Origin of the sequence: Pseudomonas cichorii, from assembly GCF_019719005.1 — a bacterium.
GTDB lineage: Bacteria > Pseudomonadota > Gammaproteobacteria > Pseudomonadales > Pseudomonadaceae > Aquipseudomonas > Aquipseudomonas cichorii_E.
The window spans coordinates 224,843-246,253 of record NZ_JAIGPJ010000002.1 but is presented as its reverse complement, the minus strand read 5'-3'; the positions used below and the strand labels follow the sequence as shown (position 1 = coordinate 246,253).

Genomic DNA, 21,411 nt, shown 5'->3' with positions numbered 1-21,411 from the left:
GGGTTAAATGACGGAACATCCCCATGAAAAACAATAATCTCAGCGACTACCAACACATCCAGCGCCTTGCGACCCGCTCGCTGTTCGAGATCATCGAACAGTCCAGCGAAGGCACCGTGATCGTCGACAAAGATGCGCGCATCGTCTGGATCAATGAACGTTATGCCCGCCGCTTTGGCTTGCAGGATGCCAGTCTGGCGATCGGGCAGCCCTGCGAAAGCGTGATACCCGGCAGCCTGTTGCGTCAGGTGGCCAGCAATGGACAGCCCATTCTGCTGGACATGATGGACACGGCCAAAGATCCGTTGGTGGTCATGCGTCTGCCGATCCACGACAACGCCGGCTCGGTGATTGGTGCCATCGGTTTTGCCCTGTTCGACCAGTTGCAGACGCTGTCACCCCTGCTCAAGCGCTACCTGAGCATGCAACAGGAACTGGCCAGCACGCGCTCGCTGCTCAAGGCCCGGCAGGCAAAATACAGCTTTGCGCACTTCATCGGCATCAGTGAGGCGACGCTGGAAGTCAAACGCCGCGCCCGACGCAGTGCCAGCACCGATTCCCCGGTCTTGCTGCTGGGTGAAACCGGCACCGGCAAGGATCTGCTGGCCCATGCCATCCATAACGCCTCGCCCCGTGCCGAAAAGCCCTTCGTCAGCATCAACAGTGCAGCAATCCCGGAAGCGCTGCTGGAAGCCGAGTTCTTTGGCACGGCTCCCGGTGCCTTTACCGGTGCCGTGCGCAAAGGACGCTCAGGCAAATTGAAAATCGCCCAGGGCGGCACGTTGTTTCTCGATGAGATAGGCGACATGCCGCTGGCGCTGCAAAGCAAATTGCTGCGGGTGTTGCAGGAAAAGGAATACGAACCCGTAGGTTCCAACGAAGTGTTCCAGAGCGATGTGCGCGTGATAGCCGCCACTTCCACTGATCTGGAGGCGGCCATCAAACGGGGCGAGTTTCGCGCCGATCTCTACTACCGTTTGAACGTCCTGCCCATTCAGGTTCCGCCCTTGCGCGAGCGCCTGGAGGATTTGCCGGTCCTGAGTGAAACCATCCTCGAAGAACTGCACAGCCAGCACGAACTGGAAGGCAAAGCGCTGAAGCTGCTGGCCCAACATGCCTGGCCCGGCAATATCCGGGAATTGCGCAATGTGCTGGAGCGTGCGGCCTTGCTCAGCGACGACCTGCAACTCACGGCTCAGGACATCCACAGCGCCATCGGCACCCTGCTGCCGGTCAGCGCCAGCAACAACCGCGATAGCCAGACTCATGCCCCCGAAACCTTCAGCCAGGCCCGCCAGCGCAGTGATCGACAGTTGATCGAAAGCACGCTGTTGCAGTGTGGGGGAAATGTGGTGCAGGCAGCCAATCAACTGGGCCTGGGCCGCTCGACCCTCTACAAGAAGATGGCGCTGCTGGGGATTGTCGAGTCTCAATAGAGAGAGCCGAGTCTCCCTCAAGAGACAAGCCCCCCGTACAGGCTGTGTGAAAACTACTGCGCTCGGTCAGGCTGCGTTGAAAACAGCCTGCAAGGAGCGAATTCATTCGCGAAAGATTGGTTTTCGCGAATGAATTCGCTCCTACGGGGCGGCGGTAGTCTCTGTTGTGAGACTGCCGGCTGCATGCCTTTGAATAATTTCCTTTAATTTCAATAAGTTGAATATCTGGCACGAATCCCGCTATAGCCCTGCGGCGGCATGACCGCACCCATAAAACAATAACAACAGGAGATACCCATGAGCGTATTCATTGCTTTGGCAGCGCTCGCGTTGCTGATGCTCGCGGCTTACCGTGGTTACAGCGTTATCCTATTTGCCCCCATTGCCGCACTGGGTGCCGTGTTGCTGACCGATCCTTCGGCGGTAGCGCCTGCCTTTACCGGGCTGTTCATGGACAAGATGGTCGGCTTTATCAAGCTGTACTTTCCGGTGTTCCTGCTCGGCGCGGTGTTCGGCAAGCTGATCGAATTGTCCGGCTTTTCCCGCTCCATTGTCGCAGCCGCCATTGGCGTGCTCGGTACGCGCCAGGCCATGCTGGTGATTGTGCTGGTCTGCGCCCTGCTCACGTACGGCGGCGTATCGCTGTTCGTCGTGGTGTTCGCGGTCTATCCGTTTGCCGCCGAGATGTTTCGCCAGAGCGATATCCCCAAGCGCCTGATTCCGGCGACCATCGCACTGGGCGCGTTTTCATTCACCATGGATGCATTGCCCGGCACCCCGCAAATCCAGAACATCATCCCCACGACTTTCTTCAACACCACTGCCTGGGCAGCGCCGTGGCTGGGCCTGATCGGCACGGTGTTCGTATTCAGCGTCGGCATGCTGTATCTGCAGCGTCAGCGCAACAAGGCTGCACGTACCGGCGAGGGTTATGGTCATGACCTGCGCAACGAGCCGGAGACGGCAGCAGACCTGAAGCTGCCCAACCCATGGATCGCACTGTCGCCGCTGATACTGGTGGGAGTCATGAACCTGCTATTCACCTGGTGGATTCCCCAGTGGTATGGCAAGACTCACACCCTGGCTTTGCCGGGCATGGCGGCGCCGATTCAGACCGAAGTCGCCAGGCTGACAGCGATCTGGGCGGTTGAAGCCGCACTGCTCACCGGCATTGTGATGGTACTGATATTCGGCTTAAGCGCCATTCGTTCCAGACTGGCCGAAGGCAGTAAAAGCGCAGTCAATGGCGCGTTGCTGGCGGCCATGAACACTGCATCCGAATACGGCTTTGGTGCTGTCATCGCTTCATTGCCAGGGTTTCTGGTGCTGGCCAACGCCCTGAAAAGCATTCCAGACCCGCTGGTCAATGAAGCAATCACCGTGACCTTGCTGGCCGGGATAACAGGCTCGGCTTCGGGTGGCATGAGCATCGCCCTGGCGGCCATGTCGGACAGTTTCATAGCAGCCGCCAATGCCGCGAATATTCCACTGGAAGTTCTGCACCGGGTGGCCGCCATGGCCAGCGGCGGCATGGACACCCTGCCCCACAACGGCGCTGTCATCACGCTGCTGGCCGTGACCGGGCTGACCCACCGCGAAGCTTATCTGGACATTTTCGGCATCACTATCATCAAGACACTGGCGGTTTTCGTCGTGATCGCAGCGTTCTACGCCACTGGCATCGTTTAAGGAATCGATTATGAATCTGCAAGGAAAAACCGCACTGGTCACCGGCTCCACCAGCGGCATCGGTCTGGGTATTGCTCTGGTGCTGGCAAAAGCCGGTGCGAACCTGATCCTCAACGGTTTCGGTGACGTTTCGGCGGTGACCGCCCAGGTGCAGCAGTCTGGCGGCCGCGTTGGCCATCACCCTGCGGACGTCAGCGACCCGGCCCAGATTGCCGATATGATCGCCTATGCCGAACGCGAATTCGGCGGTGTCGACATTCTGGTCAATAACGCTGGCATTCAGCACGTGGATGCGGTGGAGGACTTTGCCGTCGAGCGCTGGGACTCGATCATCGCCATCAACCTGTCATCGGTATTCCACACCACCCGCCTGTGCCTGCCCGGTATGCGCAGCAAGGACTGGGGACGCATCATCAATATCGCCTCGGTTCACGGGCTGGTGGGCTCGACCGGCAAGTCGGCCTATGTCGCAGCCAAACATGGCGTGATCGGTCTGACCAAAGTGGTGGGCCTGGAAACAGCCCGCAGTAATATCACCTGTAACGCCATCTGCCCCGGCTGGGTCCTGACGCCGCTGGTGCAACAACAGATCGACAATCGCCAGGGCGACCCGGATCAGGCACGGCGTGACCTGCTGGCCGAAAAACAGCCTTCGCTGGGTTTTGTCACGCCCGAGCAATTGGGCGAGCTGGTGTTGTTTCTGTGCAACGAGGCGGCGGTTCAGGTGCGCGGTGCGGCCTGGAATGTGGATGGTGGGTGGCTGGCACAATAACGCTGCGTGCGAATTCATTCGCATCATTCGCGGATAAATCCGCTCCCACACAGTTTGTGCAGTCAGGACCGGGGTTCTTCGTTCTCGTCCACCAGCCCCCAATCGGACATCTTTACCGAACCTGTCCCGACAGGTGCAGGCGGAGGTGTTGTGAGGTTGCTGACCCCGCCCTCGCCATGCAACTTGAGGCGCAGGCGCACGTTGTTTTGCGAGTCGGCGTTTTTCAGGGCTTCCTCTTCGCTGATGACACCTTCTGCCGCCAGATTGAACAGCGCGGTATCGAAGGTCTGCATGCCCAGGCTGCCGGACTTCTCCATGATGCCCTTGAGTTCCGTCAACTGGTTGCGCTGGATGAGATCACGAATGGTTGGCGTGCCCATCATCACTTCAACAGCCGCACGTCGTTTGCCATCCGGTGTCTTGACCAGACGCTGGGAGACAAACGCCTTGAGGTTGTTGCCCAGATCATGCAGCAGTTGCTCGCGACGTTCTTCCGGGAAGAAGTTGATGATCCGGTCCAGGGCCTGGTTGGCGTTATTGGCATGCAGGGTCGAAATGGCCAGGTGGCCGGTATCGGCAAAGGCCAGCGCATGCTCCATGGTTTCCCGGTCACGAATCTCGCCGATCAGGATCACATCCGGTGCCTGACGCAGGGTGTTTTTCAGGGCTGCACGGAAACTGCGAGTATCGACCCCCACTTCACGCTGGTTGACGATGGACTTCTTGTGGCGATGGATGAACTCCACCGGGTCTTCGATGGTGATGATATGGCCACTGGCATTGCGGTTACGGTAATCGATCAGGGCCGCCAGGGAAGTGGATTTACCCGAGCCCGTCGCGCCTACGAACAGCACCAGCCCATGTTTTTCCATGATCACATCAAGCAGGACCGGCGGCAGGTGCAGATCCTCGAAACGCGGGATATCCAGCTTGATATTGCGCGCAACGATGGAAACTTCGTTGCGTTGCATGAAGATGTTGATCCGGAAACGCCCGATACCGGCCAGAGACACCGCCAGGTTCATTTCCAGCTCACGCTGGAATTCGAGCTTCTGCTCTTCATCCATCAGGCCCTGGGCGACAGTCGCCACCTCACCGGGCTTGAGGGTTTCAGTGCCCAGCGGCTTGAGCACGCCATTGAACTTGGCGCACGGTGGCGCTCCGGTGGAAAGATAAAGGTCCGATCCGTCCTGGCTGGCCAGAATCTTCAACAACGCCGGAAAATCCATAATCAACACCGCACAAAAATAAGAGAAAACACTTGGCTGCTTAAACGCGACGACAACGACATAATGGCAGCCTTTTCTGACAGGTGATAATGCGACATGAAAGCCCAAGCCCGCCATATTCTGGTGAAGACCGCCGAAGAAGCCGAACAGCTCAAGCTGCGTATCGCCAAGGGCGAGGCCTTCGACGTACTGGCGAAGAAGCATTCCACCTGCCCGTCCGGCAAACGTGGCGGCGACTTGGGTGAAGTGCGACCCGGCCAGATGGTCGGTGCCATCGATCAGGTCATCTTCAAGAAACCGCTACGTACCGTACACGGGCCGATCAAAAGCAAGTTCGGTTATCACCTGGTTCAGGTGTTCTACCGCGACTGACCTGGCTCCAGGCTACTCAAGCCCAACGGCAAGCGTAGCCCGAAACCTGCGCTATCACTTCGGCGCAATGGCTCCATCGACCAGCACCTGAGCTTCAGCCACCAGACGCTGGAGGTGGTCCTCGCCCAGGAAACTTTCTGCATAGATCTTGTAGATGTCTTCGGTCCCGGATGGACGTGCGGCGAACCAGCCGTTCTCGGTCATCACCTTCAGACCACCGATGGCCTGATCGTTGCCCGGCGCATGGCTGAGAATGCCCTGGATCTTTTCTCCCGCCAGTTCCGTGGACGTGACCTGCTCAGGCGACAGCTTGCCCAGCAGCGCCTTCTGCTGCGGGTTGGCCTTGGCATCGACGCGAGTCGAGAACGGCTCGCCCAGCTCATCGGTCATGGTCTTGTAGCGTTCGCTTGGATCGCGCCCCGTGCGGGCCGTGATTTCGGCAGCCAGCAAGGCCGGGATCAGGCCATCCTTGTCGGTGGTCCAGACTGTACCGTCGCGACGCAGGAACGAAGCACCGGCGCTCTCTTCGCCACCAAAGCCCAGCGAACCCTCGAACAGGCCTTCGGCAAAGAACTTGAAGCCCACCGGGACTTCATACAGACGACGTCCCAGACGCGCCGCAACGCGATCAATGATGCCGCTGCTGACCACGGTCTTGCCGACGGCTGCATCGGCACGCCAGTCAGGACGGTTCTGGAACAGGTAATCGATGGACACTGCCAGATAGCTGTTGGGCGTCATCAGCCCGCCAGTCGGGGTCACGATGCCATGGCGGTCATGATCCGGATCACAGGCAAAGGCAACCTGATAGCGGTCCTTGAGGCCGATCAGGCTCTGCATCGCATGGCTGGACGATGGGTCCATGCGGATCTGGCCATCCCAGTCCACGCTCATGAAGCGGAAGGTCGGATCGACGAACTGGTTCACCACGTCCAGGTTCAGGCCGTAATGCTCGCCGATGGCCGACCAGTAGCGAACCCCGGCTCCGCCCAGCGGGTCGACGCCCAGACGCAGACCGGCATCGCGGATGGCGTCCAGGTCGATGACGCTTTTCAGGTCGGCCACGTAGGTGTTGACGTAGTCATGACGATGGGTGGTGTCGGCACGCAAGGCTTTTTCATGGCTGATGCGCAGCACGCCCTGGAGTTTATCGGCCAGCAGCTCGTTGGCCTTGTTCTCGATCCATTTGGTGATATGGCTGTCCGCCGGGCCACCATTTGGAGGGTTGTACTTGAAACCGCCACTTTGCGGCGGGTTGTGGGACGGCGTGATCACGATCCCGTCGGCCAGACCGGAAGTACGGCCACGGTTGTAGCAGATGATCGCGTGGGATACCGCCGGAGTCGGCGTGTATTCGTCACCCTCGGAGATCATCACCTGCACGCCGTTGGCAGCCAGCACTTCCAGGGCCGTTGCGCTGGCAGGCGTCGAGAGCGCGTGGGTGTCGGCGCCCAGGAACAGCGGGCCATCGATGCCGTTGGCTTTGCGGTACAGGCAGATCGCCTGGCTGATGGCTAGAACGTGCCACTCGTTGAAGCTCAGCTCGAAAGAGCTGCCACGGTGGCCGGAAGTACCGAAAGCCACGCGCTGGGTTGTGATCGAAGCGTCCGGCTGCCCGGCGTAATAGGCCGTTACCAGTCTCGGGATATCGACCAGTAACTGCGCAGGTGCCAGCTTGCCGGCGAAAGGACTGAGACTCATACAACCTCCACGTAAATGGGGACAGGAAATTCGGTTTTGGCGAAAACAGCTATGGTGCGGCAGTTTACTGGCAGTTTGACCGGAATGCTTGGCTATCGATCCCTAAGTCTCTGAGTTAGCGAGCTGCCACCAGGTCGGGAGCAGTTGTTGCACCTGACGCTCGGCAAAACGGTCATCGATCAGCATGACCACACCGCGATCGTTCTGGCTGCGGATCACTCGTCCGGCTGCCTGCACGACTTTCTGCACGCCGGGATAAAGATAGGTGTAATCGTAGCCAGCGCCGAACAAGGCAGCCATTCGTTGCTTGAATTGTTCGTTGACCGGGTTCAACTGAGGCAAGCCAAGGGTCGCGATAAAGGCGCCGATCAACCTGGCTCCCGGCAAGTCGATACCTTCGCCAAATGCACCGCCCAGTACCGCAAAACCAATGCCTCTGCTGCTCAGGGTGAAGCGGTCGAGAAAGGCCTGTCGCTCGCCTTCACTCATCCCGCGCTCCTGTTGCCATAACTCGATCTGCGGCCAGGTCTGGCGCATCAGATCAACCACTTGCTGCAGATAATCGAAGCTGCTGAAGAACGCCAGATAATTGCCCGGTTGCGCCTGGAACTGCTCTCCCATCAAAGAGACGATTGGGGCCAGCGAGGCCTGACGATGGGTGAAGCGGGTCGATATATGGCTGACGATCCGCACATCCAGCTGCTCGTGATGAAACGGCGACTCCACATCGATGCAGACTGTTTTCTCTGGCAGCCCCAACAAGTCAGCGTAGTAGCGTTGCGGCCTCAGCGTGGCGGAAAACAACACAGTACCCAGCGCTGCACTCAGGCGCGGCGCAATGAAACGGGCCGGCACCACATTGCGCAATGTCAGCCGGGAAAAACGGCGTTTTGCGCCCCACTCGCGCACGGCGATATCGAAGATGAAATGCTCGTCGAACAGCTCGGCAATCCGCACAAAACCGATGGCATCGAAATAGAAGCTTTGCAGCGCGCCATCGACGGCATGGGGATGCTCGTTGAAGTAATCGCCTATGGCCGCTACACAAAGGTTCAGGCTGCTGAGGAATTTGCCCGGCACCTCGGCGTAGGCCTGATAAGCGGCAGCCTGCTCCTTGTGCAACGCATTCCATTGGCGACTGAGCCGTTGCAGGATTTTCTGCAAGGGCTGCGGAGCCGCCTGACGAAGCGCATTGAGGCTCTGCTGATCGAGACTGGCGCTGTACATGCTGCGGGCACGCTCGACCATGTTATGGGCTTCGTCCACCAGCACCGCCACACGCCACTGATTGAACTGGGCAAGGCCGAACAACAAGGCGCTCAGGTCGAAATAGTAGTTGTAGTCCGCGACCACCACGTCGGCCCAGCGCGCCAGCTCCTGGCTGAGGTAATACGGACAGACCTGATGCTGCAAGGCGACTTCCCGCACGCCAGCCTGATCCAGCCATGGCGCATTCAGCGCGGCACTGCGAGCGGCAGGCAGACGATCATAGAAACCGTTGGCCAGCGGACAGGAATCCCCATTGCAAGCCTTGTCCAGGTGCTCGCAAGACTTGTCCCGTGCGACTAGCTCCAGCACACGCAGCGTAAGCTCAGGCGAGCTGCGACCGATCACTTGCAGGGCATCCAGCGCCAGTTTGCGGCCCGGCGTCTTGGCCGTCAGGAAAAACACTTTGTCGAGCTTTCGAGTCGGTGCGGCCTTGAGCATGGGAAACAGCGTGCCCACGGTCTTGCCGATCCCGGTCGGCGCCTGGGCCATCAGACAGGAGCCGGTGCTGACAGCCTTGTAAACCGACTCGGCCAGCATCCGCTGCCCGGTGCGGAATGCGGGATAAGGAAATACCAGCGTCTTCAGGCTCTGGTTACGCGACGAGGTGTGCGCCAGCTCCTGCTGCGCCCAGTACAGGAATATCTCGCATTGCCGCTCGAAAAACGCCTGCAACGCTTCGCGACTGAAAGGCTCGCGGATCACGGTTTCCTGTTCGCTGACGATGTTGAAATAGACCAGCGCCAGGGTGACGTCGCTCAGGTTCAGATGCTGACACAGCAGCCAGCCGTAGATCTTCGCCTGGGCCCAGTGCAATTGGCGATGATTGGCCGGCATGGCATCGAGTTCGCCGCGGTAGGTCTTCACCTCATCCAGTTGATTGAGCGCCGCATCGTAGCCATCGGCCCTGCCCCGGACCGTCAATTCCCGATAGTCGCCACTCAGGGACAGCTCGGCCTGATAACTCGCGCCACGCCGCGCCGCCACGGTGCGATGCCCGGCGATGCCTTCCTGGGCTGTGGGCGAAGGCGTGAAGCGCAGGTCAAGACTGCCAGCCTTGGCCGTAAACTCACACAACGCACGCACCGCCACGACATAGCGCAAAGGTTCTGCGCTGGTCGGTGGCGGTTTCAGGTCAGGGCTGGAAGGAATCGTCAGGGTCACTGCACAGGGGAACTGTTGATTGCCAATACTGGATAGGTATACAGATAACAGCCTTTACCCGGCTCTGGCAAATACAAATGGATCAGCGGCCTTTTGCATGAACATTCAATGCTGTCGCGCCTGCCTCAAGGCTTCGGCCAGTGCAGTCAGAAGACGGGGAATATTCTGAGTCCAGTCGATGGCGTAGCCGATGCGCAGGTGTTGCCGATGCAAGCCCTGGAGGCTGAACAGCTCGCCGGGGGTGATGATTATGCGCTGCTGCAAGAGGCTCTCGAATACCTGGCGCATGTTAACGGGATGCACACTTTGCACCCATATTCCGCAGCCGCCTTCTGGCAGGTCATAACGCAGCAATTGCCCCAGATGTCGATCCAGCAACTGCACCATCATTTTCATGCGCTCCACCAGCAAACCCCGCAACTCAACCAGATGGGCATCCAGCCGCCCGCTGCTACAGAGCCTGGCGATAGCCTTCTGGCGAATCGGCGGCAACTCGAAGGCACGCAGCAGGAAATACTGCTGCCACTGGACGTCGAAGTGCCTGCACAACAGATAGCCATAAGGAGCTTCCGGCCCCAGGGTCTTGTCGAAGCTGCCGAGTATCAGCAGGCGCTGGGGATCGATCAGATCACGCAAGCGGGTGGGTTCAGGCGTAAAGAGCAGTTCGCCGTGACTGTCGTGTTCCAGCACCCAGACCCGATAACGATTGAGCAATTGGGCGACGGCCTGGAGGTTGGCAAGCGGCAACAGGCTGCACTGCACCGGGTTCAACAGCGAGGGTAAAAACGCCAGGCCAATGTTTTCCGTCAGCAACACCTGGTCCAGCGCTGCCAGATTGATGCCGCCGGTTTCGTCCAGCGGTATCTCGATGACCCGGATGTCGAAGGATTGCAGCAGGCGCAGAAACGTCCAGGTACAAGGCGACGCCACCAGTACGGTTCCACCGCGCAGGTTCAGAACATCGATAACCGCTGTCAGCATGCCGGGCACGTCCGGCCCGATATAGACATTTTCCGGATGCCAGCAGTGCTGGGCATCACGGGTATGACGAGCCGCCAGGGCCGTGCGCAGTTCAATATCGCCAAACGGCTGAAATACGGCATTCAGCGGGCGTGGGTAATACCTGAGCAATTCGCGCTCCATGGCCAGCAGCGGGCTTTCCATGGACTGCAGCAAGGTGGGTTCGTCGTTGCCCAATACCCATCCACCCGGGCGACGGACATGCCGGTAAAACGTTTCCAGCAGGTTGTCATTCTCGAATACCGGCTCAGGAGCCTCATCGCCGACCCCGCCAGGCAAGGCGTAATAACCGGACTTGGGCATTGAACACACCCGCCCTTCCTTTTCCAGCAGCGAATAGGCGCTTTGCACCGTCGAGATCGATACTCGCAGGCGCCGGGACAACTGCCGCAAGGAGGGCATCCTGGTCGTTGAATCGGTTTGCACTTCGTCAATCAGACGAACGAGATAGCGGTAGACCGCCTGATAGGCGAAATCCGTTTTGTTTTTCATGGGGAGACAATCCGGCGCAAGGCCAAAAGATTTTCCAGGCGATAGCGACATGGCTGATACCGAGTCCACGGCAACAGCCATAGCCAGACAAGAAGGCTCAGCGTCCGGAGAGCACTTCAGCCATGACGCCGCCGGTTTCAGGATCGACCGTCACGACCCGGCACTTGTCCGGGTCAGCAGCGCGAACCTTGGCGATGATCGAGTGTTCATTGTCAAAGTTGACCCGCGACTTGCAGTACAGGCTCTGCAACCCCTTGAGACTCAGGCCGCTGATATCCACCAGCCATTGCACCACCTGCTCAGGTGCCGTGAGGCCCGAAAGCACCTTGTGCAGGTCCGGCAACGCCACCAGCATGCCCGGATGACAAGAACGCAGAAATGCTTCCAGCTCCCGCCCGCGATCCACAAAGGGCGAGAAAGTCATGCAGACCAGTTGCGACTCATTCAGGCCAAACCCATCCAGGGCGTAGCTGGCGGCCAGTTCACGCCGCGACTCGATACGCTCAGGCCCGTCATAGGCATCCATGGCCAGCTTGATCAGCCGCGCCGGCATCTGCTTCCTGCGCATCAGCATCCGGGCCAGTGCCAGGTACTCGGCAATCCCGTCGGCATAGCGGCGGCCTTGCAGGTATTGCGCCTTGAGACCCCGGATGTGGGCCATCAACAATGGATTGGCACAGTCTGACTCACTGAAAGCGAACGACAGGTCATCGAAGCGAAAGCCCAGGAACTCGGTCAGCAGGTTCCAGTGCTCCTCGACCTTGCAACTGACCAGATCACAGATGCTGATGAAGGCCGGCACAATCGCCTGATTGGGGTAAGCCACAGCCCGCGGCGACCTGGCAGCCTCATCGCCCTCTCCATAGAGCTCATGGAAATAAGCCTGGCCGATCGTGTCGATGGACCTGAGGATGCCATTGAGATTCTGGCCACCCCAGCTGACCTTGCCCTGCCCCGTTCGCTGGGCAAGACGCATCGCCCAGGTGACGTAGTGTTTCTGCTCCTTTCGGGAGTCGCCATTGACCACGGCATCCACACCGCTGCCCCAGCTAGAAGCCCGCCCCAGAAACTCCGAAAGCCCCAGATAGCAACGATTGCAGAAAGTGGTGCGGCCATCGCCGCCGGTCAGATGGCCGGCCAGCAACATGTCCGAGCGATTCTGCTCGCGCCCGGCACTGGAAAACGGCAGGTCCGGCTCGAATGTCTGGGTATATTGGTTATCGACCACGAGCATTTCCACCCGCGGGTCGTCATACAGAAACAACGCCGAGTAGGTGCGATGAATGTTATCCATCACGGCCTGGGTCAGCCCTACATGGCGCATGTTGGCCACCCGCAGATTGAAAGTGCCGGGGGATCTGCCTGCAATGCTCAGTTGCGCAGCTCTCAGGAAAGCCAGTGTATAGGCACTGTCCTTGCCGCCACCGAACGCGACCAGCACCTTGAAGCTGGAGATTCGCTCGATACCACCCGCGGCCACGATCAGTCGCTGAATCAGCAATTGCAGGGCCGTGCGCTCAGCTCTCGTGAAATAGCCCAGCAAGCGCTGCAATACTTGCTGGTACACATAATTCATGGCTTGTTCGTGAATGGAGCTCATACTTTTTCACCCACCCCGCTATCAAGACAACACATGATGTAAGGGCGGCATTTAATATCGGGCTTATACGCGATTTTATAATCGATCATGACTCATTCCCTGAGTAAGAATTACCAAACTATTATCGGTATCCCTAAAACAATTACAAGGTACAGATCGACACCAAAAGAAATACACCTCGTTTAAACAGGCGCCGATAATAAACATCCCGTTCAAACCGTAATGATCCTGCTCCCGTCACGCGCCACCCGTAGCGCATGCCAATCCGGTCAGGCCGAAGGCTCTGGAAAGGGTTTGCACATCAAGCCCCCCGAAGCAGCCGACAAAAAATGGATTTTCAACCGTAGGAAACCCTGTTCATTCAAGCCAACATCCGTCAGACACTTTAAACACAACTATTCATTATGGCTATTTTAAGAATCACGACCCCCACATAACCGTTCATCCGTAAAACCGAAAAATATCAAACAACTAACATCACCTTTCTGATGCCTGCCTTGCAGTACAAGCCCACCCACTTTCACGTATAAAAAAGCCCTCCTGAAAAGGAAGGCTTCAAGTAAGACTTAACAGACTGGTGACAAACTAGGCCTGAGTGATTTCCAGCACGGCACGTCCGCCAATCGGGCAAGCATCCATGTAGCGGTGAGCCTGGACCACTTGCTCAAACGGGAAGTTGCGCGTCTGTAGCGGCACCAGCACCCGGTCAGCCGTCAACTGGTTGATATCGCGCAAGGCACGCTGCAAGGCCTCGGTGTCAGGAACTATGCCCAACTCGGGCTTGCCGGTGAAGTTACCCAGGCAGTGCACGAAGAACTGGATGTTCTTCTGAAAAGCCGCACAGGCCGGGAACGGCGTCTGGTTGCCACCTTGCAGGCCATACAACACCAGGCTTCCACGCGGAGCCAGTACATCGCCCATCATCGACATCTGTGGGCCGCCAAGGCCGTCGAACACAGCATCGACGCCGCGATTGTCGGTGTACTTGTTGATGGCCATCAGCAAATCCTGCTCCTCGGTGACCACCACCTTGTCAGCGCCTTGAGCCAACAGATAATCACGCGCATCGTCGGTCTTGGTCGCCGCGATAACCCGAGCGCCCAGCGCCTTGCCAAGCTGGACAAAGCATGGACCGGCACAATGACTGGCATCGGTGACCAGCACGGTCTGCCCTGCCTTGACCCGCGCCAGATCGACATACGCGAAATAGGCAATCAGCAACGGCGTGTAATGCACACTGGCTTCGATAGGCGTCAATACATCGGGATAACGGGTCAATGCCGAGCGCGGCAATACGATGGACTCGCCATAGACCGGATGCCTGTTGGCATCGGCAGCCGGAAAGCTGGCGACCTTGTCGCCCAAGGCCAGATCGCTGACGCCATCACCCAGAGCGGTTACGACACCGGCCATTTCATAGCCAAGGCCAGCAGGCAGACGCGCCTGGGTGGAAGCAAGATTTTGCCGCCAGAGAACGTCATACCAACTGACACCGATTGCCTGGACACGCACTTGCACCTCACCGGGTGCAGGCAGCGCGTCGGGATGCTCTTCGACCTTGAGCACCTCGGCCGGGCCAAACTGGTGAAAACGGATCGTGCGGGACATTTAGAACCTCGCCTTGTATACCTTGATGCCGTGAACTCTATCCGGGCTCTGCCGACAACACTATCAGTGGCTATTAATAGTCGACATGCCTGTCATCGATTGTGCCTCATGGGCCGGGCGACAACGCCTGACACTCCCTGAAGGCCCATGCATTCATGGGCGGCCATTGTTGGCATGTCGACGAAACATTGCAACCTGTGTGGACATTTAAGACAGCGCCACGAAATTTTTCGATGCGCGCCATCAGCGTTTGCTCGTACTATCGCAGCCTCTCAAAGCACCAAATCGACAAATGGCCCGAGAAACTCCGCATGAATCGCAACGACCTGCGTCGCGTTGACCTCAATCTGCTCATCGTTTTCGAAACCCTGATGCATGAAAGAAGCGTGACCCGCGCGGCCGAAAAACTGTTTCTCGGGCAACCGGCAATCAGCGCAGCCCTCTCGCGCCTGCGCGGCCTGTTCGACGACCCGCTGTTCGTGCGCACCGGCCGCAGCATGGAGCCGACCGCCCGCGCCACGGAAATCTTCGCCCTCCTGTCCCCGGCGCTGGACTCGATTTCCACCGCGGTCAGCCGGGCATCGGAGTTCGACCCGGCCACCAGCACCAACGTCTTCCGCATCGGCCTGTCCGATGACGTGGAGTTCGCCCTGCTGCCGACCCTGCTCAAACGCCTGCGCTCCGAAGCACCCGGCATCGTGCTGGTGGTCCGGCGCGTCAACTACATCCTGATGCCAGCCCTGCTGGCCTCTGGCGAAATTTCCGTGGGCGTCAGCTACACCCAGGACCTGCCCGCCAACGCCAAACGCAAGGTATTGCGCAGAAGCAAGCCGCAACTGCTGCGTGCCGACTCGATCCCCGGTGCCCTTTCTCTGGACGACTTCTGCTCACGCCCTCACGCCCTGGTGTCATTTGCAGGCGACCTGAGCGGTTTCATCGATGAATATCTGGAAGCAGTAGGCCGCAAGCGCCACGTCGTCCTGGCCGTCCCGCAGTTCAACGGCCTGGCCACCCTCCTGACCGGCACCGACATCATCGCCACCGTCCCGGACTACGCCGCACAGGTGCTGACGGCGGCTGGCGGGGTTCGATCAGAGGATCTGCCCATTGAAACCCAGACGTTTGAACTGCACATGGCCTGGCGCGGGGCGCAGGATAATGATCCGGGGGAGCGGTGGTTGAGGTCGCGGATTCAGATGTTTTTTGGCGATCCTGACAGTCTCTGAATCAAACCGGAGCAGCGCAGGGCTTATCAAGCGCTGTAGCCGTCAAATCCGGTGCCTTTCTGGCCGCCGCTTCACTGACCCAGCCCTGCCAAATCTCGGGAAGTTACTTGAAAAACTGCTTGGCCAACGCTGCAGAATCGGTGCGCTCTTTGGTGTTCGTGGAATACCTTGGATAATCCAACCTGAATGCCAATCTCAGAACGGCCAAGCAGGCATTGCAAAAAAACCAGACCCACAGCCAGGATCATCGCCCGTTGCCAGTGAGGCCTTTTAAGAATATCTTGTAAAAAACTTATACAAGGTACTCGTCATTGTACAAGAAAGAACAGTGGCCACTGACGCTTTATTTTGACGGTGATTGCCCGCTCTGCGCCCGCGAAATCAAGCTTCTACGTACACGAGCCACCGCAGATCGCCTTCAATTCATTGACATCAGCGCGGATGCGTTCGACGCAAACGCTCTGGGGTTTACGCTTGAGCAGATGACGTCATCACTGCACGCCAGGTTCGACGACGGAACCTGGGTCACAGGCCTGGACGCGACGCTCTGGAGCTGGCGAGCCGCCGGTCTCGGCGTCTGGGCTGCGCCATTATCGTGGCGGCTAGCCAGGCCGCTGCTTAATCTCGGGTATCGCTTGTTTTGCCGCTCGCGTCCTTATCTGGCATGGCTGCCTCATCCCGATGGCAGCCGCCGTTGCCGCGATGACAGTTGCTCGCGATGAAGACATCCAACCGGTTGTGCCTGGTCCTGGGGGATCAGCTGTCTTTCGATCTCGCCTCACTGCAGGGCATGGATATCCATAGCGATACGGTGCTCATGGTCGAGGTCATGGAGGAAGCCAGCCATGTCCCCCATCACCCGCAAAAAATCACCCTGATCTTCAGCGCCATGCGCCATTTCGCAGAAGCCCTGCGCCAGCGCGGAATCCGAGTGCAGTACGTGGCGCTTGATGACCCGGAAAATACCGGGTCGGTGCCCAACGAGTTGCACCGTTGGCAGACACTCATGCAGCCCGATGAGATACACATCACCGAGTGCGGCGACTGGCGCCTGGAACAGTCTCTCAAAGACAGTGGCTTAGCGATCAAGTGGCATTGCGATAGTCGCTTTCTGTGCACACGCACCGAGTTTTGTAACTGGGCGCAGGGCAAAAAGCAGCTTCGCATGGAGTTCTTTTATCGAGAAATGAGGCGCAAGAGCGGGTTATTGCTCAATGGCGATGGCAGCCCGGTCGGTGGTGCCTGGAACTTTGATGCAGAAAACCGCAAGGCATTGCCCAAGGGCGTGCGGCCCCCTGCGCCAGCCCGTTTCGCGCCGGATGCAATCACTCTGGAAGTGCTTGAGTTGGTGTCCAGACACTTCGCCACACACTATGGCACCCTAGAAACGTTCGACTATCCGGTCACTCATGCGCAGGCTCAGGCGTTGTGGGAGTACTTCCTCGACTGGGGCCTGGCTGCCTTCGGCGACTATCAGGATGCCATGGCGAGCGATGAACCGTTTCTCTTCCACGCCCGTATCAGCGCTGCACTGAATATTGGCCTGCTCGACCTTCGTCAGCTATGCAGCGATGTGGAGTCAGCCTACTGGTCGGGCAGCATTGCGCTCAATGCTGCCGAAGGCTTCATTCGCCAACTGATCGGCTGGCGAGAGTACGTGCGGGGTGTCTACTGGCTGAAGATGCCTGACTATGCCGATGGCAATGTGTTCGGTAACACGAGGTCGCTGCCAGAATTCTACTGGACAGGCGAAACGAAGATGAACTGCATGCGTCAAGCTATCAGCCAAAGCCTTGAGCATGCCTACGCTCACCATATCCAGCGGCTGATGGTGACCGGTAACTTTGCGCTTCTCGCCGGTATTGCACCGAGCCAGGTCTGTGAGTGGTATCTGGCAATCTACATGGACGCCTTCGACTGGGTGGAGCTTCCCAACACACTGGGCATGGTCATGCACGCCGATGGCGGTTACCTGGGTTCCAAGCCTTACTGTGCGAGTGGCCAATACATCAAGCGGATGTCCGACTACTGCCGCGGCTGCGCCTACAAGGTGAGCGAAAGCACCACTGAGGATGCTTGTCCTTTCAACTCGCTTTATTGGCACTTTTTGATGCGTCACAGCGACCGTCTGCGCGGCAATCATCGCATGGGCATGATTTACAAAAACCTCGACCGCATGCCTGAATCCAGACAAGAGGCGCTTTGGCAGCGCGGTCAATTGCTGCTCACCCGATTAGATGAAGGGGGTTCATTTTGAACAAGAGCACGCTCCCCGTTAAAACCTGCATGACGTGCGGCCTGCCTTTCGCATGGCGCAAGAAATGGGCTCGTTGCTGGGAGGACGTGCGCTATTGCTCGGAGCGCTGCAGGCGCAGCAGACTTTCCAAGCGCTAAAAAGGACCATCAATGGCGTTTGCTCCAGCGCCGCGATTGCCGAGGAAGCCGGGCCAGTCTCCTCGTTCAATTCCAATGTGGCGCTCACTGATGCGGAACAAGGCGTCAATTTCGCACCGCAAAAACACCCGACGGCTATTTAACTCGCTCTACCAGCACCTTGATCGGGCCAGGCCTGTCAAATATCGACACATCGCCCTCGACCTTTCCAAGTATCACGATTCCAGGCAGAGGGACTCGACCGCTACGGTAGTAGATAACAAAGTGGTCTGGCCCCCAAAGCCCCAAGGTGCCTGTAGAGAAATCTCGCTGACGAGAAGATTCCGGCAGGCCAGCCGGAAGATCGCCCGTCTTCTCTTGTCGCAGGTGGTCACTCATTTCTATGGTAACGGGCAGTTGCTTTAAAAGCGCCCGCGTAGCTTCGTTGTCGTTCAGAGTGGCCGTCACATTACCCCATTCTGAGTGGATCGAAATCTGTTCCTGAGCCAAGACGGTACCTGCGGTAAATGTAAGGGCCAGCGTACCGGCAATTAAAAAAAGAGGGCCCATACAGGTTCTCCTTCAGATATGCATGAAAAACCTCAACCCACCCGTTACTTCAGATTCGTTTGCAAGAAGCAGGATGGGCTGCATTATTGAAGGCGACTATAGGGCGATAATTTAATTTTCGTATGGCTCAAGACTGAATACAGACATGAATCATGTTGAACAATTTCTTTTGATTTTCCTGGACAGCACCGGCAGCAAAAAGGCATACCGGCCCTCAATTACCGGCTCGACATGACGTCCCCATCGATACCTTCCTGCCGACTCGCCTGCCCCAACGCCGCCCACGCAAACGCTGAAGACGCGAGCAGGACCACCACCCCCAGGGCAAACGGACTCCACCAGCCCAGGCTGTCGAACAGCGTGCCTCCAAGCCCTGCCCCGGCAGTGATCGCCATTTGAATGGTAGCGACCATCAGGCCGCCTCCCGCCTCGGCATCGTCAGGCAGGGTCTTGCTCAGCCACAGCCCCCACGCCACAGGAGCCGGCGTGGCAACCAGGCCCCATACCGCGAGCAGGATTCCCACTGCCCACATTGAGCTGCCCATCTCGATCAGCAGTGCAGCGAGAACAGCCATCGCCAGTGGAATGGCGATGAGGTAGGCATACATGCGGGTTTGCAGCAGTGTGCCAATCAAGTAGGTGCCAACGACGCCGCTCGCTCCGAGCAGCAGAAGCATGAACGACAGTGTCGTGACGCTCACGCCGGTGATGACTTCCAGAAACGGGCGCAGGTAAGTGAAGACCGCGAACTGCCCCATGAACAGCAGCATGATTGCCAGCATCCCGAGCGCGACCTGGGGATTACCCAGCAGACGGAAAGGATTGCTGGAGCGAGTCGTCGCTTCACTGCGCATCGCGGGAATGCTCAGCCATTGCCAGATGAATGCAAGTACGGCCAGTGGTACCACGAGGAAAAACGAGCCTCGCCACCCGATGAATTGCCCGAGATAGCTGCCCAATGGCGCAGCAACGGTGGCGGCCAGCGCGTTGCCGCCATTGATGAGGGCCAGACCTTTTGCAACGGAGTCCTTGGGCACCAGTCGCATGACGGTCGCAGTCGACATGGACCAGAAACCGCCAATCGCGATACCCAGCAAGGCACGCCCGGTCATGAAGAGCATGCCGTTATGCGCCCAGGTAACAATTGCGCCAGAAATCACCAGCAGCAGGCTGAAGCCCAGCAGCACTTTCCTGCGATCGAATCGCCCGGTCAGCGGCGTGTTCAAAAGGCTGGTAAGAACAGCAAAAAAGCCGGAAATCGAAATCGCCTGGCCGGCCTGGCCCTGGCTGATTCCAAGGTCCTGGGCAATCGGCGTTAGAAGGCTGACCGGCATGAATTCCGATGCAATGAGTACAACGACACAGAGCGCCATTGAAAATACGGCTCCCCATGCCGGAGGATGGCCATGGAGCGTTTGCCGCTCTGAGCGGGTTTCCAGTGTATTCACGGTTTTCTACCTGTTGAGACTGATGCTTGTAACCGCAGTCAGCGACTGCGCCGGAGCGTGCTGTCGACACGCACCGAAAATCAATGGATGGCATTGGCCTGGCCTATGTTTCCGACTTCATGGCCAAGCCCTATCTGGAAAGCGGTCAGCTAAAGGAAGTACAGGCTGACTGGTGTCCTTACTTTCAGGGCTTTCACCTGTATTACCCCAATCGCCGCCAGGCCTCTTCGGCCTTTACTGCATTTGTAGAGGCGGTCAGGTATCAGGGTTGATTCAGTCGACGCGGTTCCACCAGGACTCGAAGGACTGAGCCCTGCCGTCGACATGGACGGGTTGGCCGATCATCGGTGTCCACAGGGCATAGCCGCGCCCTTCGCTGGCTGTAGTCAGGCGCCGGAAAGGATCGTTCCAGTCATGGGACGCGAGGGAGAAGCGTCCCACATGTCCGGGAGTCAATACGCGGGTGCCCAGATCGACAGCAGCTTGAGCAGCCTCTTCGGGGTTCATGTGCAGATGCGCCCAGCGCTGGTCGTACTGGCCGCTGTCGAGGGACACCCAGTCGAACGGCCCGAAGCGCTTGCCGATCTCGGCAAAGTGGCTGCCATAGCCGGAGTCTCCACTGAAGAACAGTCGCCGCTGCGGTGACTCCAGTACAAAACCGGCCCATAACGCCTGATTGCGGGTCAATGTGCGCCCCGAATAATGCCGCGCAGGTGTCGCATGCAGCCGCAGGCCCTCGCCGACTTCATGACTGTCATACCAGTCCAGCTCGTGAATCCGGGCCGCGTCATATCCCCAGGACTCGAAATGCGCACCGATGCCCAGTCCGGTAACCACCTGCTTGACCAGAGGCTTGAGGGCAAGAACCGTCGGGTAATCGATGTGATCGTAATGGTCGTGAGTGATCAGTAGTACATCGATCCATGGCATGTCCTGGGCCGAATAGATAGTCGTGCCATCAAACGCTGTAACGAATCCGGGCAAAGGAGCAGCATGATCACTGAAAACAGGGTCGATCAGGATGCGCTTGCCGTTCAGTTGCACATACCACGAGGAATGGCCGAGCCACAGAACCAGATCATCCTGCGGGTTCAGGGCGCGCAGGTCGGTTTTTTGCGTGGGAATATCATGGGCAGGCCGAGGCTTGCCCTTCTCCGCGAAAAAATTATCGATGCGGATCGACAACTGGGTAGCACCATTGGTCAGGAAGGGCGTGTCCTCCTGGTTTTGAAAGGCTCCGTTCACGTAGTTCGGCGATGCCTGAATACGGGCAAGCCGCTCGCCCTGCGGCAACTGGCCGAAAACCGGCTGACGCATATAGAGGAAGACCGCTGCAACCAGCACGGCAACGATAGCCGTGAGCACAGCCAATGTTCGCAACAGGATTTTTCTCATCTTGGCTCTGGCCACATTCAAAAATTGCCAGCGATGTTAGGGGGAGAACG

At 58.4% G+C, this 21,411-nt stretch carries 17 protein-coding genes and 1 pseudogene; 9 read left to right on the top strand and 9 right to left on the bottom strand.

What is annotated here, in order from left to right:
* Positions 1–23 precede the first annotated feature (23 nt).
* The 3 genes from K5D32_RS03245 to K5D32_RS03235 all read left to right on the top strand — a co-directional run bounded on the left by K5D32_RS03245 (position 24) and on the right by K5D32_RS03235 (position 3,897).
* A complete protein-coding gene (locus K5D32_RS03245) occupies positions 24–1,436 on the top strand; it encodes a sigma-54-dependent Fis family transcriptional regulator (RefSeq protein WP_221599228.1) in 1,413 nt (470 codons plus the stop codon).
* 297 nt (positions 1,437–1,733) lie between these two features.
* Positions 1,734–3,125 (top strand): GntP family permease, encoded by a 1,392-nt coding sequence (locus K5D32_RS03240; RefSeq protein WP_221575799.1) that lies wholly within the window; start codon positions 1,734–1,736, stop codon positions 3,123–3,125.
* A gap of 10 nt (positions 3,126–3,135) precedes the next feature.
* Complete coding sequence (locus K5D32_RS03235) at positions 3,136–3,897, top strand: 3-hydroxybutyrate dehydrogenase (RefSeq protein WP_221599227.1); 762 nt, start codon at positions 3,136–3,138, stop codon at positions 3,895–3,897.
* A gap of 62 nt (positions 3,898–3,959) precedes the next feature.
* On the opposite strand, the gene K5D32_RS03230 is transcribed toward K5D32_RS03235, so the two are convergent.
* Positions 3,960–5,126, bottom strand: coding sequence for a PilT/PilU family type 4a pilus ATPase (locus K5D32_RS03230; RefSeq protein ID WP_221599226.1), 1,167 nt, complete (start codon positions 5,124–5,126; stop codon positions 3,960–3,962).
* Positions 5,127–5,222: 96 nt separating this feature from the next.
* On the opposite strand from K5D32_RS03230, the gene K5D32_RS03225 reads away from it, so the two are divergent.
* Positions 5,223–5,498, top strand: a complete 276-nt coding sequence (locus K5D32_RS03225) for a peptidylprolyl isomerase (RefSeq protein ID WP_025260390.1) — start codon at positions 5,223–5,225, stop codon at positions 5,496–5,498.
* 54 nt (positions 5,499–5,552) lie between these two features.
* Here K5D32_RS03225 and pgm read toward each other — a convergent pair whose 3' ends face one another.
* From pgm to K5D32_RS03200, 5 genes are all read right to left on the bottom strand, one after another.
* Complete coding sequence (pgm, locus tag K5D32_RS03220; RefSeq protein ID WP_221593047.1) at positions 5,553–7,199, bottom strand: phosphoglucomutase (alpha-D-glucose-1,6-bisphosphate-dependent); 1,647 nt, start codon at positions 7,197–7,199, stop codon at positions 5,553–5,555.
* Positions 7,200–7,301: 102 nt separating this feature from the next.
* Entirely contained in the window at positions 7,302–9,629 is a 2,328-nt protein-coding gene (locus tag K5D32_RS03215) for an ATP-dependent DNA helicase (RefSeq protein WP_409339068.1), read from the bottom strand.
* Positions 9,630–9,734: 105 nt separating this feature from the next.
* Positions 9,735–11,141: a PLP-dependent aminotransferase family protein gene (locus K5D32_RS03210; protein WP_221535874.1), complete on the bottom strand. Its 1,407-nt coding sequence runs from the start codon at positions 11,139–11,141 to the stop codon at positions 9,735–9,737.
* A 97-nt stretch (positions 11,142–11,238) separates the two neighbouring features.
* Positions 11,239–12,741: a hypothetical protein gene (locus K5D32_RS03205; protein WP_221599225.1), complete on the bottom strand. Its 1,503-nt coding sequence runs from the start codon at positions 12,739–12,741 to the stop codon at positions 11,239–11,241.
* 585 nt (positions 12,742–13,326) lie between these two features.
* A complete protein-coding gene (locus K5D32_RS03200) occupies positions 13,327–14,349 on the bottom strand; it encodes a zinc-dependent alcohol dehydrogenase family protein (protein ID WP_221575805.1) in 1,023 nt (340 codons plus the stop codon).
* A gap of 311 nt (positions 14,350–14,660) precedes the next feature.
* On the opposite strand from K5D32_RS03200, the gene K5D32_RS03195 reads away from it, so the two are divergent.
* The 4 genes from K5D32_RS03195 to K5D32_RS03180 all read left to right on the top strand — a co-directional run bounded on the left by K5D32_RS03195 (position 14,661) and on the right by K5D32_RS03180 (position 17,969).
* Entirely contained in the window at positions 14,661–15,575 is a 915-nt protein-coding gene (locus K5D32_RS03195; protein ID WP_260407142.1) for a LysR substrate-binding domain-containing protein, read from the top strand.
* A gap of 311 nt (positions 15,576–15,886) precedes the next feature.
* Positions 15,887–16,297: a thiol-disulfide oxidoreductase DCC family protein gene (locus K5D32_RS03190; protein WP_221555583.1), complete on the top strand. Its 411-nt coding sequence runs from the start codon at positions 15,887–15,889 to the stop codon at positions 16,295–16,297.
* Positions 16,294–17,832, top strand: coding sequence for a cryptochrome/photolyase family protein (locus tag K5D32_RS03185; protein WP_221599224.1), 1,539 nt, complete (start codon positions 16,294–16,296; stop codon positions 17,830–17,832). Before K5D32_RS03190 ends, K5D32_RS03185 begins: the two co-directional genes overlap by 4 nt.
* Positions 17,829–17,969 carry a DUF2256 domain-containing protein gene (locus tag K5D32_RS03180; RefSeq protein WP_221555580.1) on the top strand — a complete coding sequence of 47 codons (141 nt, stop codon included), beginning with the start codon at positions 17,829–17,831 and terminating at the stop codon, positions 17,967–17,969. Before K5D32_RS03185 ends, K5D32_RS03180 begins: the two co-directional genes overlap by 4 nt.
* 135 nt (positions 17,970–18,104) lie before the next feature.
* Here K5D32_RS03180 and K5D32_RS03175 read toward each other — a convergent pair whose 3' ends face one another.
* Together K5D32_RS03175 and K5D32_RS03170 are read right to left on the bottom strand one after the other, a co-directional pair.
* Complete coding sequence (locus K5D32_RS03175) at positions 18,105–18,518, bottom strand: cyclophilin-like fold protein (protein ID WP_221575817.1); 414 nt, start codon at positions 18,516–18,518, stop codon at positions 18,105–18,107.
* Positions 18,519–18,736: 218 nt separating this feature from the next.
* On the bottom strand, positions 18,737–19,966 hold the full coding sequence (locus K5D32_RS03170) for an MFS transporter (protein WP_409339069.1): 1,230 nt from the start codon (positions 19,964–19,966) through the stop codon (positions 18,737–18,739).
* A gap of 80 nt (positions 19,967–20,046) precedes the next feature.
* Between K5D32_RS03170 and K5D32_RS03165 the strand changes: the two are divergent.
* A pseudogene (locus K5D32_RS03165) lies at positions 20,047–20,238 on the top strand (LysR substrate-binding domain-containing protein); the annotation flags it as partial.
* A gap of 1 nt (position 20,239) precedes the next feature.
* Here K5D32_RS03165 and K5D32_RS03160 read toward each other — a convergent pair.
* Entirely contained in the window at positions 20,240–21,361 is a 1,122-nt protein-coding gene (locus K5D32_RS03160; protein ID WP_221555574.1) for an MBL fold metallo-hydrolase, read from the bottom strand.
* Between the last annotated feature and the right edge of the window lie 50 nt (positions 21,362–21,411).